This is a genomic window from Agrobacterium genomosp. 13 str. CFBP 6927 (assembly GCA_900012615.1).
Taxonomy (GTDB): domain Bacteria; phylum Pseudomonadota; class Alphaproteobacteria; order Rhizobiales; family Rhizobiaceae; genus Agrobacterium.
Window position 1 is genome coordinate 2,015,225 of the sequence record LT009756.1, and the last position, 12,962, is coordinate 2,028,186.

Below are 12,962 nucleotides of genomic sequence, written 5' to 3' on the forward strand. Positions count from 1 at the left end.
GAAAACCGGGTGAGGACTGCTTTGCATATTTTACCGAAAAGCCAGCGCAAGCTCGCCGTTTTTCTGATCAACATGGACAGCGCCACCAAGCGCCTTGAAGACATGAACACTCGCCTAGACGCCATCGGGCTGAAAGCGGAGCGCGTTCCCGGCGTCAATGGCAGGGAGCTGAACTATCCGATCCCGGAATTCAGCGAGATTTCCTACATGCTCATGCATGGCCGCCGCACCTCGCCGCCGGAAATCGGCTGTTATCTCAGCCATGTCGCCTGCGCCAACCGGTTCATGGACGGCGATGCCGACATCGCCCTCATCCTCGAAGACGACGTCATCTTCGACAATGATTTTATCAACGCGATCGACGAGGCTGTGCTGAATGGCAGCGACTGGGATCTGCTGCGGCTGACGACCGTCAGCAACGGCCGGAAATTCGCCTTCCGCCCGCTGTCCAATGGCCGCTCGCTCGCGATCGCATTGACACGGGAAAAGGGTTCGGGAGCCTATCTCGTCAACCGCCGCGCCGGCAAATGGATATCGAAACTCATTCCCATGCGGCTGGCTTACGATATCGCATTCGATCTGGAATATCTCGCGGGCCTGAAGGGCGCCTTCATCTACCCTCTCTGCGCCACGCAGGATGCGGACGGGGAAAGCCAGATCCAGAACAATCTGCGGATATACCGCCTGCCGCGCTGGCGTTATTTCACCGTGCTGCCCTATCGCGCCTATCTGGAAACCAGCCGTTTCCTGCTGCGTGGCATCCGCCTGGCCATCGCCAAGCTGAGCGTCGCGCTGCAGGGCGGCAAGGGCAAGGCTGTTCCGGCCGGCAACTGAACTCGCTGGATCACACCTCTCCGGGTGTAAAGCCGACCAGATAGACTGCCGCGATCACGGCTGCGAGAATGAAAATCGAAATGACGAAAATCGTCATCCGGTTCAATGGTTTGCGCGTCGTTTTCTTCATGATGGAATAATGCGTGGCCGCATCGCTTGTTCCGCAGCGCACAGGATATTGTCGGCTAAAACAGTGAAACCGTGTAATTCGATTCCGCTTCAGGCACATATCGGCTAAAGCTCGGTTTCCTCTTCAGCTTTGCCGGCCCGCCATGACAGACACGACGCATCCACGCCTCAACCCGCTGCATCTTGCCGCCGCTTTCGCCAGCGGTTGCCTTCTGACGCTGATGGTGCATTTCAACGGTCAGCTTGCCCATTACGGCAACGCGCTATTTTCCTCATGGACAGCGCATGGCACCGGCACGGTAGCGGCGCTGATCTATCTCGCCATCATGCGCCCGAAGAAAGATTTGGGCGTGGCAGAGAAGCCGAAGGCACCGCTCTGGGCCTATAGCGGGGGCGTCGTCGGCGCCGCCATCGTCATCCTCACCTCCACCGCCGTCAATTCGCCGCTGGCGCTTTCCGGCACCATTGCGCTGGGTCTCGGTGGGCAGGTGATCTTCAGTCTGCTGGCCGATCTCTTCGGCCTTTTCGGCCTGCCGAAACGGCGGCCGGACCTGCGTGACATGGCGGCGGTAGCGCTGATCCTCTGCGGCAGTGCCCTCATTATTCTGGTCGGGAGAACGGCATGATCGTCTGGATCGCCATGGCTTTCACCGGCGGCGTCTTCGTTGCGCTCAGCCGGCAGATCAACGGCCGCCTCAGCCTGTCGAACTCGCCGCTCATCGCTTCCTTCTGGAACCACATCGTCGGCTTCGCGGTGCTGACCGTCATCGGCCTCATCGTCGGCGGCCTCATCCCGCCGGGTGCGGCCGATGCGCCCTGGCTCGCCTTTATCGGCGGCCCCATCGGCGTCGTCTTCATCGCCTCGGGCAGCTGGCTCATTCCCCGCATCGGCGCGGTCAATACAGCCCTTCTGGTCATCAGCGGCCAGATGGTGTCAGGCGTCGTCCTCGATCTTTTCAGCGATCATCCGCCGAAAATCTGGGCGAGCGCGCTCGGCATTCTGCTCATCCTCGGCGGCATGGTGCTGACGCAGCGGCGTGGCCGCTAGAGCACATCCGGGAAGACAGTGTAAAATCAGGAATCGCTGCCGCGCGAGAACATGCCGAGCAGGGTCTTGCCACCACTTTTCCCACCGCTGCTGGCGAGTGTCGGACGATTGCCGTTGAGCTTCGGCACCACCACCATGCGCTTGACTTCGCCGCGCTTGAAGGCTGCGAGGAAGCGGGGATAATCCCGGAACACGACGCAGCCATTCGATTCACCGCGTTTCGCCAGCATGTAGGTATGGGCCAGAAGGCCATCGCGGCCATGCGGATTGACGCCGTTTTCCGGTGTCAGCCGAATGGCCTCGACGCCATGGAAACGGGCCTCGCGCATTGTCAGCCTGTAGCTGGAAGGCGGTGTCGAGCCGCGCATTCTGACGTGAACATAATCCGGGTTGTCGCGCATCTTGCCGATACCGGAATGGGCCTCGAGCTTCTCCCCATTCGGCATGTGCACAAGGCCGGAGGAGATATCGTAGATCGCCGTGCCATTGCCGCGATCCGGCCACGGAACCGCATCCATCTTGCTCGGCTCACGTATCGGATTATCAGGCTTTGCAAAGGCGAGCATGGCGCCGGTGCCCTGTTTCGGCGGCTGCGGCGCACGCAGCGGAACAGGGGCGTCGAATGCGGGCGCGGAAGCAACGTCGGCCTTGGAGAGGGCGGGACGCGGCGACGGCTCCACGGTCTCGGCAGCCGCCACCTCGGGCCTGAAGCTCGGAAGCGGCACGTCATCCGGAAGCAGGCTGCTCGCCTCTTCCTCGATCTGCGGACGCGCCAGCGCCACTTCGAATGCCGGATGCGAAGCAGCACTCTGATAGGCAACCTCGGTGGTACGCCCAAGCGCGGAATCGACAATTGCCGAAGGCCGGAGCGCAGCAAGCTCCTTGACCGTCGCCTGCCCTTTCGCATTCGCAGCCGCACCGAAACGCTCGCCAAATTCCTTCGCGCCGATCTCGGGCATCATGCCGGCAAGGCGGACAGCCTTCTGCTGGCCATGGCTGTGGTCGCTCAGGCGGGAAAACTTGCGGACATGAATATCCCGTGCGACCGCTCGGTCTATCGCCGTCTCCGCGGAATCGAGCCTGGCCACCAGCGTCTTTTCAAACTGTCCGACGCCATGCGAAGCAGCCGCCATGCCGTGAAGCGAGGCGAAGGCAGCAAAGGCGAAAAGACCGGCAAAGGCACCGCCGCCAAGCAGCGCCGACATTCGGCCAAGCGAAAAGGATTTGCTCTTCTTGAGGCAGGACGACCGGGCAGGACCGGCGCCATTATAGGCCGCAGCAGAAAACGCCATGATACTCGTTACTCGAACCGTTCACGCACAACCGGGCAACGCCGGAGGGATTTTGGGGCATCCGAACAGCGGGCAGACACCACGCCTGTTTCGGAACTGACTGGTTCGAAGCATGACGAATTATGGTAACCAAAGTGTTTACGAGTCCCTGCAAAAATAATTCGTTAAGGTCTGCGCATTATCGGGCGAAGGCAAAACAATGACTTGCGTGGATAAGGCGTGCATCCGCACCGCCTTGTCCCGGAAAAATGCCCTCAAGGGCGTCATCGGCCTTTAAAGTTTCCGTCGCCGCATCGTCAGGTAAATTCCGACTTGGCCGGAAATTTGCTGCAAATGCGGCAGGAAAACGACCGAGACCGCTTTGCCGTAACGCCGTCATGCCGGCACAAAGGTTGAATGGGCACTTGATCCGCCAGTGCCGGCTTGGCATCCTGCTCGCAAATTTGGGAGGCAAATCATGAAGGCGCTGCTGCTCATCGATATCCAGAACGGCTTTTGCCCGGGCGGCAATCTGGCCGTTGCCGAGGGTGACAGGGTCGTGCCGGTCGCCAACGCCCTGATCGACAATGGCGGTTATGACCTGATCGTCGCCTCGCAGGACTGGCACCCGGAAAACCACGGCAGTTTCGCCTCGCAGCATCCCGGCAAGAAACCGTTCGACATGGGCGAACTCTCCGGCAAACCGCAGATGATGTGGCCGGACCATTGCGTGCAGGGCACGCCGGATGCGGAATTTCACCCTGACCTCAAGACGGATGCTTTCGACTACATCCAGCAGAAGGGCGAAAATCCCGCTGTCGACAGCTATTCTGCCTTTCGCGACAACGACCAGGGGGCGACAACCGGCCTTGCCGATTATCTGACCCGCCAGGGCGTGACGCAGCTCGATGTCTGCGGCCTCGCCACCGATTATTGCGTCAGTTTCTCGGTGCTCGATGCGCTCGACATGCTGCCCGGCGTCAAAATCCGTTTTATCGAGGACGCAAGCCGCGGCATCGATCCACAGGGCATAAAGGCGTCGATCACCGCCATGCGGGAAAAAGGCGTGGCCATTCTCAGGAGCCGCGACATATTGCGCGACTGAGTAACCTTCAGCGCAGCCTCGGCTTCTCCAGCACGTCGATATCGCCTGCCGCGTCTTCCAGGCGCCTCAGGATCGCGGCATGCGCATCCTTGAGCCCCTGATTGTAAAAGACATACCCGACTTCCTCAGCCAGAAATTCCACGAAAATCTCTGCCTGCAGCAGCCCCATCTCGGTTTCGGTCTCCCTGGCGAGATAATCCTTGATACGCGCGGCCAGGACCGCCTTTTCCTGCTTCTCAAGCATTCATTATCCGCCATGTCGTGATTTGGGCGCCGATGCGCCGGGATGCAGCTAACGTAACGGATGCTTCAAGGGAATCAATCGATCCATTCATGCAATTTGTTTGCCAGCCAGACGGGACGGCGATAGAGCGGCGGCAAGGAGTTCCCAAAAATGTCCAAAACAGATTTTCGCGAGGGATTGAAGGCCGGCTTTCCGATCGCCCTTTCCGCCGCCCCCTTCGGCGCGCTGTTCGGCGCGGTCGCGGTCGATAACGGGCTGAGCATCGTCGAGGCCACGATCATGAGCGGCACGGTCTATGCTGGCGCCAGCCAGCTGGTCGGCATCGAATTATTCGGCCAGAAGGTCGCGCCCTGGCTGATCGTTCTTTCGGTCTTCGCCGTCAATTTCCGCCATATCCTCTATTCGGCCGCCATCGCCAGAATGATCTCCAACTGGTCTTTCCTGCAAAAGGCAGCGGGCTTCTTCGTGCTGGTGGATCCGCAATTCGCCGAATCGGTCAGGAAATACGAAAATACCGGCACGGTCGGTTTTGCCTGGTATATGGGCTTTGCCACACCGGTCTATGTCCTGTGGCTGGCCATGACGATTGTCGGCGCGTCGCTCGGCAACATGGTCGGCGATCCGAAAGCCATCGGTCTCGATGTGCTGCTGCCGATCTATTTCATGGGTATGGTCCTGAGTTTTCGCCAGCGGGAAAATTTCTACCCGGTGATGCTGGCAAGCGCGATTGGCGCAACGGTCGCCTATCACATCGTCGGTTCGCCCTGGCATGTCAGCCTCGGCGCGGTTGCCGGCATTCTCGTTGCAGTCCTCTATCCGCCCAAACCGACCGGCGAGACCAATCCTGAAAGCAAGGTGGAAAAGCCATGAGCGATTTTCTGCACGCCGATACACTGATCCTGATCGCACTCGCCGCCGTCGCCACCTATCTCACCCGCATCGGTGGTTATGTTCTGATGACGCGGATGAAATCCATCCCGCCGCGCATGGAGGCGGGACTGAACGCGGTTCCCGTCGCGGTCTTGACCACGCTCGTCGCACCCGCCTTTTTCGAAGGCGGATACGAGGTGAAGATCGGCATGGTGGCAGCGCTTCTGGTCTGCCTGCGTTTTCCGGGCCTGACGATGCTGGCCATCGGCTGGGCGATCGTCATCGCGATAAGGCACTGGCCGCTGTTTTAAGCCACCCGCGTCAAGGGAAGCGTGGCCGCGACAAGCCACGCCTTCACATCCTCATCCGCAATCAAGGGCGAAAGCTTTTCCAGAACGCCGGCGTGATAGGCGTTGAGCCAGTCAAGCTCGTCATCGGTCAAAAGTGCGGCCACGATCAGCCTGCGGTCGATGGGGCACCAGGTCAGGGTCTCGAAGGACAACATCGGCTGATCGCCGCCCGTAACCGCTTCCGCCTCGCGCACATAGATCAGGTTTTCGATGCGAATGCCAAAGGCACCGGGTCGGTAATAACCCGGCTCATTCGACAGGATCATGCCGGGCAGCAGCTCCTGCGTCGAAAGCCTTGCGATACGCTGCGGTCCCTCATGCACCGAAAGATAGGAACCGACACCGTGGCCGGTGCCATGGGCATAATCCGCCCCGGCCTTCCACAGCGCGATGCGCGCCAGCGGATCAAGATCGCAGCCACGCGTACCCTTCGGAAACCGTGCGGCACTGATGGCGATCACACCCTTCAGCACCAGCGTGAAGAAACGTCGCTGCTCTTCCGGAACATTCCCAATCGCCACGGTACGGGTGATATCCGTGGTGCCGTTGACATATTGCGCGCCGGAATCGACGAGGAACATCTCGCCATCCGCAAGCGTGCGGTCCGTGTCGGTGGTGACGCGGTAGTGGATGATGGCGGCATGTGCGCCAGACCCTGAAATCGTGTCGAAAGACACATCCTTTAACGGGTTTTGCAGCCCCTGCCCCACCTTGGCGCGCGCCGCCTCCAGCGCCTTGACGGCCGCGATTTCGGTAACGCTGCCCGGCTGCTGCCTGTCCAGCCAGCAAAGATATTCAACCATCGCCGCGCCATCCTGCACATGTGCTGCGGCAGAGCCGGCAAGCTCCGCCTCATTCTTGCAGGCACGCGGCAAACGGACAGGATCCGCCTCCTCGATCAGGGTGCCACCCGCCGCCGTAATCTCCCCTGTCAGCGCCACGGGTGCCAGATCGGCGTCCACCATGATGCGGCCCTTGGCGCTGGCAATGGCGTGCAGGCGATCGGCGATCTTCGACGGCGGCAATTGGGTCGCCAGCTGCGCCAGATAGGCCTCGGCCTCGATCCCCGTCTTGCGTTTATCGAGAAAAATATCCGCCCTGCCATCCGCATAGATGATGGCGCGCGCAAGCGGATGCGGCGTATGCGGCACATCATTGCCGCGAATATTGAAAATCCAGGCGATGGAGGACGGATCGGTGACCAGCAGGGCGTCCGCTCCCTTGGCTGACACCGTCTCGGCCAGCGAAGCGATCTTTTCTTTCGCCAGCTTGCCCGTAAAGGCCTCCGGCTGGATGACGACCGGTTCCAGCGGTTCGGAAGGACGATCCTGCCACAGGGCGTCGAGCGGGTTGTTTTCAAGCAGGACAACGGAGCCGCCCCTGGCAGCAACGGCCTTTTCCAGCCGCTTCAGTTCAGCGCCGGTATGCAGCCATGGATCAATGCCCAGCCTGAAGCCCTCGGTCGCATGTTCGGACAACCAGACGGAGGGCGGCGCGCCGACCAGATCGCCGCCGCTGAACACCGATTGGTCGACCTGCGACTTGAGCTGCGTCGTATAACGTCCATCGACAAAAACCACCGCCTCCGTGCGCGTCACCAGCGCAATGCCCGCAGAGCCGGTAAAGCCGGTCAGCCAGGACAGGCGCTCGGCGCACTCAGGCACATATTCCCCCTGATATTCATCGGCGCGCGGCACCAGGAAACCGTCGATACCGAGGGCCTCGAAACTGGCGCGCAGCGCCTCGACGCGAGCCTTGCCGAATTGCGGCGCGGATTTGTTTTCGAAGGTCTGGAACATGGGTGTCTTTCTGGAACTATCATGAGGAAAGCTGTTCGGTCACGCCATCAAATCATTGGCGCGCAACGACAATGCCATGCGGACAAAGCCGGTTTCAAGCCAGATATGACAGATCCTATTTCGGCGATAAATTGTGCATATTTTACAAAATAAGTAATACTGAAAACGTCAAGCCATGCGTATTGCGCATATCAACCCTGAAGCATTACCCCTAACCAAACAAAAACACATCGCTTATCTTTGGATCAACACAGCGAGAGAGACACTCTCCTGGCAAACAAGGATTTGAAGCAATGGCAAAATCTTTCCTCCGCACCGCCTTCGATCGCGTCGTTGAAGCACGCGAGCGTCAGGTCAGCCGCCATGTCAACGCAGCCCTTCTGAACCTCGACGACAAGTCGCTGGAAGCGCTCGGCATGAACCGCGCCGATCTGCGTCGCAAGGCAAAGTCCAGCTACGTATTCTGATGACGTCCGGCGCGGCGATCCTCCCTCCACCGTGCCGAACAGGAATACGTCGACCCGCTTGAGCAAGCTCCTCCCATGCTCGCGGGTTTCCAGGCGGCGCGAAAGCGCCGCCTTTTCTTTTGGCCGAAAGGAATATTGCCGCTGGTTCAGTCTTTGCGCAGATGCAACGTGACCCAGCCATTGCGCCAGATGGTGCGGATATGGGAAAGCCGGGCGCCATTATAGGCGGAAAGCACCTTCCAGCGCTGTGACGCCAGAATGCCGGACAGGATGACGGTGCCGCCGGGCGCCAGATGCGTGACGAGCTGCGGCGCCATCTTGATGAGTGGCCGCGCCAGAATATTGGCGATGATGAGATCGAACGGACCGTGCTTGCGGAAGGCGTCCGAGTGGAAGCCCGGCGCGGTCTCCAGCGCCATCCCGGAGACGATGCCGTTCAGCCGCACATTCTCCTTCGCCACCTTTACGGCGATGGGGTCGATATCCGTCGCAAGCACTGGGATGGGACGCATCTTGCGCACGGCAATCGCCAGAACACCGCTGCCGGTGCCGAGATCGAGCGCATTGCGCACGGTCCGCGCCCGCAGAACCTCCTCGATCATCTCAAGGCATCCGGCCGTCGTGCCGTGATGGCCGGTGCCGAAAGCCTGTCCCGCCTCGATCTCGATTGCCAGATCGTTCGCCCGCACCTTGTCCCGATCATGCGCCCCATGAACGATGAAACGCCCTGCCCTGACCGGCTTCAGCCCCTCGAGCGACTTGGCGATCCAGTCGACATCAGGAACGATTTCCTTCTCGATGACCAGACCGGGAAAGGCCGGAGCGAGCAAGGCTTCGACACGCTCGCGAAACTCCTCTTCCTGCTCCGCCATCAGATAGACGGAGGCTTCCCAGATGTCGCGCTTCTCATCCACCTCGGTGGTAGCAATCGCGACATCCTCCTCGCCGAAATAGTCCGACATGAGATCGAGGATTTCACCGGCCTTGATTTCGGTCGTGGTGACGTAAAGTCGGATTTCGCTCACGGCGGGCTGCTTTCTCTGGATGAGGTTATTGTTCTTGCCTTTGCCACAAAACCTCGGTCAGTCCAATAAGCCCGGCGCAATTATGCCGCCTCTATCAGCCCTTCAGAAGATTCTGAAGCTTCTGCTCGGCAACTTCGGGGTTTTCGCCATAAGCGATGGTGCCGGAAAAACGGCCATTGGCGTCGAGCAGGATGACGGACGCGGTGTGATCCATGGTGTAGTCGCCATTCGGATCCTTCTCGTCCACCGGCACCTTCTTGGCATAGATGCGGTAGCCCTTGAGCGTTTCGGCGATCTTGTCGGCCGGGCCGGTGATGCCGGTGATGCGCTTCGAGACGTTGGAGACATATTGCTGCATGATTTCAGGCGTATCGCGCTCGGGATCGACGGAGACGAAATAGGCCTGCAGCTTGTCACCGGCCGGGTCCACCTTCTCCATCCAGCCGTTCAGCTCGAAGAGGGTTGTCGGGCAGACTTCCGGGCAATGGGTGAAACCGAAGAAAAGCGCTGTCGGCTTGCCCTGAAACGCCTTTTCGGTGATCGGCTGGCCGTTTTGCGCCGTGAGTTGGAAGGGCACGCCATAGGCGGTCTCCACCATCTCCTCACGCGTCTTCGTCATTTCGATCGTCAGCCAGCTGACGACGCCGGCGAGAACGACCACCACGGCCCACAATACGATACGAATATTTCTCATTGTCCAATCCTACCCCGAAGGCCGGCCTGATAGCGCGGGCTTTGGCCGACAGATAGCGAACGGCGACGGGGACGGCAAATCAACTGGGCGGTATTTGCGGGAACCGCGCTGATTTGTCACAAATCCGCAGCCTGAAAACACGTCACAGGCACCAGGCGATGCCGCTCTGTACCGTGGACAGGAAAATATCCGTGCCGTGCCGCACCCAGCCATCGAAGGCAAGAAGCACGATGGCAAGCGAAGCCATGGCTGCAAGACTTGCCAGAATAAACTTCAGCGGATTGGAGACGAGCCCGTTCATATCACCATCATAACCTGTTTGCGCGAGCGCGAAAACCGCCAAAACACTGGGTTTTTGGGGTGGAACAGCGCAATTGTTAGGGAAAGTTTAAAATCTTGCTGTGCATTATGACCATAGCGGTTTTTAAAGCCTCGACATGATGTCTCCCGGTCCATTCTCCGGCCACCGCATAAAGCTCAATCCTGCGCGGGCCTGTTAGAGAGCCATCAGAGGAAACCTGCCGTCATGTCCAACGCCATCAAGCAATCCGGCGCATATCTCGAAATCGTTTCCTTCCATCTGGGCGATCAGGAATTCTGCATCGACATCATGGCGATCCGCGAAATCCGCGGTTGGGCGCCGGTTACCCCGATGCCGCACACCCCGCCTTATGTTCTCGGCCTCATCAACCTGCGCGGCGCCGTCATTCCCGTCATCGACATGGCCGGCCGCCTCGGCATGAAAATGACCGAACCGTCCGAACGCTCCGCCATCATCGTCACCGATATCGGCGGCAAGCTGGTCGGCCTCCTGGTGGAACAGGTCTCAGACATGATGACCATCCGCTCCGAAGACCTGCAGCCCGCGCCCGATATCATTCCGGAAGAACAGCGCAGCTTCTGCCGCGGCATCGTGGCGCTGGAAAAGAGCATGGTCTGCTTCCTCAACCTCGACACCGTGATTGCGGACGAGCTGGCACGCGAAGCAGCCTGATCCAGGCATCTATGCGAAATTGAGAGGGGCGAGCCTTAAGGCTTGCCCTTTTGCCATGTGACCTGCTGGTTATAGAGCGGCACCGTGGAAATCGCCATCTTCGCCGAGCCGTCGGTCAGCTCCCGCGCATGCACCAGATAGATCAGCGTGTCATTGGCCTTGTCATAAACGCGGCTGACGACGAGCTTCTTCCAGACCAGCGACATGCCCTGCCGGAACACTTCTTCCCCGCCCTTCGACAGATCGATATCGCCGATCTCCACAGGCCCCGTCTGGCTGCAGGAAATGGCATTGTTGGAGGGGTCTTCAAACCAGTTACCGTTCTTCAGCCGGTCGATGACGCCGCGCTCGAAATAGGTCACATGGCAGGTCACGCCCTTGATCTTCGGATCGGCGATCGCCTCGATGACGATGTCATTGCCGATCCAGTCGACGCCGACCTCACCGACCACCTGCGAATGCGCCGCTGTCACCGGAAGCAGCGCCAGAAAGCCCGCAAACAAACCCGACAGAGTTTTCATCGTCATCGCATCTTCTCCGTTACGCTGCTTCAAACATAAGTGCGCGGAACGGTTACGCAACCCGGGAAACGGCGCGTTTTTTCATGCTGCAGGGCTGGTAACCGGTGGAGGTGAGACGCCCCGCGACCATGCCGATCTTTTCCGGCAGTTCGCGAATATGGGCGACGCGCAAGGCCTTGGCCGCCGCAATCGAAGCGGCTGCGCAGACGACGGCGTCTTCGGCGGCATTGTGATGCACGAAACGCAGCTGCAGGTGATGGGCGATGACATTCAGCTTGTGCGACGCCAGATTGGGCCAGACATGCCGGGCGATCTTGACGCTGCACAGATAGGAAAGATCGGGATAGGATTGCCGGTATTTATCGAAAGACGCCCGCATGACGCTGAAATCGAAGGCGGCATTATGGGCGATCATGGTGGCGCCGTGGAAGTCGTCGATGAACTCCTCCATCACCTCGGGAAATTCCGGCGCATCTTCGACATCGGCCGGGCGGATGCCATGCACCGCGATGTTAAAGGGCGAAAACCGCATGTCCTTCGGCCGGATCAGCCGTTCCTCGGCGCGAACGATCTCGCCGCCCTCTATCCATGCAAGCCCGACGGAGCAGGCGCTGCCCCGTTCCTCATTGGCGGTCTCGAAATCGATGGCGATGGTTTTCAAGAGTGATTCCCGTTGTTTCATTCCGGCATAGACCGGATTGACGTCAAAGAGAACCGGCCTCGGCGGAGCCCGCTTCCGAAAGCATCCAGTCGATGAGCATCACCAAATCGGGATTATCAAGCATGCGCCGCGGATAGACGAGGAAATAAGCAAGCGTGCTGGCCATGTCCTTGCCGAAGGGCGCAATCAATGCGCATTCCGCAAGCTCGCGGGAAACCAGCGAACGCCGGGTCAGCGCAATGCCGTGCCCGGCCTTGGCAGCATCCAGCGCACCATTGCTGTCGATGAAGACAGTGCCGCCGGAGGCATCCACGTCCGATGCTCCCGCCGCCTCCAGCCAGCGCCGCCATTCATTGCGGTTTTCATCGTGCAGAAGCGGAATGGATTTCAGGTCCCCCGCTTCCTGAAGCGGCCCATATTTCTCCAGAAGCTGTGGCGAGCAGACCGGCAGGGTGCTGTCATCGATGAAGCGGATGCTCTCCAGCCCTTCATAACGACCGAACCCGTGCCGCACCGCCAGATCGACGTCGTCCCTCGAAAAATCCACAAGCCGGTTCGTCACGCTGATGCGGACATCCACATGCGGGTGTTGCTGCTGGAAGGCAGGCAATCGCGGCATCAGCCATTGCACGGCGAAGGTCGGCGTGCAGCTCAGCGTCAACACTGTAATCTCGGAGCGCGCCGTCAGTTCCGCCGTCGCCTCCCGCATCATCCGAAAGGCGGTGCGAAGCGCGCCGTAATAACGCTCCCCTTCACGCGTCAGCTGGATGCTGCGCGGCTTGCGGAAAAACAATTGCACGCCAAGGCGCGCCTCCAGTTCCCGGATTTGCAGGCTGACCGCACCGGGCGTGACATTCAACTCATTGGAAGCAAGTGTGACGCTGCGATACCGCGCTGCGGCCTCGAAGGCCTGCAACCCTTTCAACGAAGGAAGTTCGGTCGCCATGGTT

At 59.9% G+C, this 12,962-nt stretch carries 17 protein-coding genes; 8 read left to right on the forward strand and 9 right to left on the reverse strand.

Going from position 1 to position 12,962, the window contains the following annotated elements; genetic code table 11:
• Window positions 1-21: 21 nt before the first annotated feature.
• The 3 genes from AGR13A_RS10110 to AGR13A_RS10120 all read left to right on the forward strand — a co-directional run bounded on the left by AGR13A_RS10110 (window position 22) and on the right by AGR13A_RS10120 (window position 2,011).
• Window positions 22-834: a glycosyltransferase family 25 protein gene (locus AGR13A_RS10110; protein WP_080835129.1), complete on the forward strand. Its 813-nt coding sequence runs from the start codon at window positions 22-24 to the stop codon at window positions 832-834.
• Window positions 835-1,106: 272 nt separating this feature from the next.
• Window positions 1,107-1,589, forward strand: coding sequence for a DMT family transporter (locus tag AGR13A_RS10115; protein WP_080835132.1), 483 nt, complete (start codon window positions 1,107-1,109; stop codon window positions 1,587-1,589).
• Window positions 1,586-2,011, forward strand: a complete 426-nt coding sequence (locus AGR13A_RS10120; RefSeq protein ID WP_035220553.1) for a DMT family transporter — start codon at window positions 1,586-1,588, stop codon at window positions 2,009-2,011. Before AGR13A_RS10115 ends, AGR13A_RS10120 begins: the two co-directional genes overlap by 4 nt.
• Window positions 2,012-2,037: 26 nt before the next feature.
• On the opposite strand, the gene AGR13A_RS10125 is transcribed toward AGR13A_RS10120, so the two are convergent.
• Window positions 2,038-3,303, reverse strand: a complete 1,266-nt coding sequence (locus AGR13A_RS10125) for a DUF2778 domain-containing protein (protein WP_080835133.1) — start codon at window positions 3,301-3,303, stop codon at window positions 2,038-2,040.
• Between the two features lie 457 nt (window positions 3,304-3,760).
• On the opposite strand from AGR13A_RS10125, the gene pncA reads away from it, so the two are divergent.
• Entirely contained in the window at window positions 3,761-4,387 is a 627-nt protein-coding gene (gene pncA / locus AGR13A_RS10130; protein ID WP_035220547.1) for a bifunctional nicotinamidase/pyrazinamidase, read from the forward strand.
• Between the two features lie 7 nt (window positions 4,388-4,394).
• Here pncA and AGR13A_RS10135 read toward each other — a convergent pair whose 3' ends face one another.
• Window positions 4,395-4,631, reverse strand: a complete 237-nt coding sequence (locus tag AGR13A_RS10135; RefSeq protein WP_035220545.1) for a DUF2164 domain-containing protein — start codon at window positions 4,629-4,631, stop codon at window positions 4,395-4,397.
• Window positions 4,632-4,781: 150 nt separating this feature from the next.
• On the opposite strand from AGR13A_RS10135, the gene AGR13A_RS10140 reads away from it, so the two are divergent.
• Window positions 4,782-5,501: an AzlC family ABC transporter permease gene (locus AGR13A_RS10140; protein ID WP_080835136.1), complete on the forward strand. Its 720-nt coding sequence runs from the start codon at window positions 4,782-4,784 to the stop codon at window positions 5,499-5,501.
• Entirely contained in the window at window positions 5,498-5,812 is a 315-nt protein-coding gene (locus tag AGR13A_RS10145; protein ID WP_035220541.1) for an AzlD family protein, read from the forward strand. The genes AGR13A_RS10140 and AGR13A_RS10145 overlap by 4 nt, the downstream gene beginning before the upstream one ends.
• Here the strand turns inward: AGR13A_RS10145 and AGR13A_RS10150 are convergent.
• Window positions 5,809-7,650 carry an aminopeptidase P family protein gene (locus AGR13A_RS10150; protein WP_080835138.1) on the reverse strand — a complete coding sequence of 614 codons (1,842 nt, stop codon included), beginning with the start codon at window positions 7,648-7,650 and terminating at the stop codon, window positions 5,809-5,811. The genes AGR13A_RS10145 and AGR13A_RS10150 overlap by 4 nt on opposite strands.
• 293 nt (window positions 7,651-7,943) lie before the next feature.
• Here AGR13A_RS10150 and AGR13A_RS24925 point away from each other — a divergent pair, with 293 nt between their 5' ends.
• On the forward strand, window positions 7,944-8,117 hold the full coding sequence (locus tag AGR13A_RS24925; RefSeq protein WP_003522343.1) for a hypothetical protein: 174 nt from the start codon (window positions 7,944-7,946) through the stop codon (window positions 8,115-8,117).
• A 146-nt stretch (window positions 8,118-8,263) separates the two neighbouring features.
• Here the strand turns inward: AGR13A_RS24925 and AGR13A_RS10160 are convergent, their stop codons facing one another.
• The 3 genes from AGR13A_RS10160 to AGR13A_RS10170 form a co-directional block, all read right to left on the reverse strand.
• Window positions 8,264-9,142 carry a 50S ribosomal protein L11 methyltransferase gene (locus AGR13A_RS10160; protein ID WP_080835141.1) on the reverse strand — a complete coding sequence of 293 codons (879 nt, stop codon included), beginning with the start codon at window positions 9,140-9,142 and terminating at the stop codon, window positions 8,264-8,266.
• A 94-nt stretch (window positions 9,143-9,236) separates the two neighbouring features.
• Window positions 9,237-9,836, reverse strand: coding sequence for a cytochrome oxidase assembly protein Sco (gene sco, locus AGR13A_RS10165; protein ID WP_035220536.1), 600 nt, complete (start codon window positions 9,834-9,836; stop codon window positions 9,237-9,239).
• A 142-nt stretch (window positions 9,837-9,978) separates the two neighbouring features.
• Window positions 9,979-10,137, reverse strand: a complete 159-nt coding sequence (locus AGR13A_RS10170; RefSeq protein ID WP_237681008.1) for a hypothetical protein — start codon at window positions 10,135-10,137, stop codon at window positions 9,979-9,981.
• A 225-nt stretch (window positions 10,138-10,362) separates the two neighbouring features.
• Between AGR13A_RS10170 and AGR13A_RS10175 the strand changes: the two genes are divergently transcribed.
• Window positions 10,363-10,830, forward strand: a complete 468-nt coding sequence (locus AGR13A_RS10175) for a chemotaxis protein CheW (RefSeq protein ID WP_003522339.1) — start codon at window positions 10,363-10,365, stop codon at window positions 10,828-10,830.
• A gap of 35 nt (window positions 10,831-10,865) precedes the next feature.
• Here AGR13A_RS10175 and AGR13A_RS10180 read toward each other — a convergent pair whose 3' ends face one another.
• From AGR13A_RS10180 to gcvA, 3 genes are read right to left on the reverse strand one after another with little or no spacing between them, the layout of a single operon-like run.
• Window positions 10,866-11,357, reverse strand: a complete 492-nt coding sequence (locus AGR13A_RS10180; protein ID WP_035220532.1) for a CreA family protein — start codon at window positions 11,355-11,357, stop codon at window positions 10,866-10,868.
• A 46-nt stretch (window positions 11,358-11,403) separates the two neighbouring features.
• Window positions 11,404-12,012 (reverse strand): 3'-5' exonuclease, encoded by a 609-nt coding sequence (locus tag AGR13A_RS10185; protein WP_080835144.1) that lies wholly within the window; start codon window positions 12,010-12,012, stop codon window positions 11,404-11,406.
• 43 nt (window positions 12,013-12,055) lie between these two features.
• On the reverse strand, window positions 12,056-12,958 hold the full coding sequence (gene gcvA, locus AGR13A_RS10190) for a transcriptional regulator GcvA (protein WP_080835147.1): 903 nt from the start codon (window positions 12,956-12,958) through the stop codon (window positions 12,056-12,058).
• Window positions 12,959-12,962: the final 4 nt, after the last annotated feature.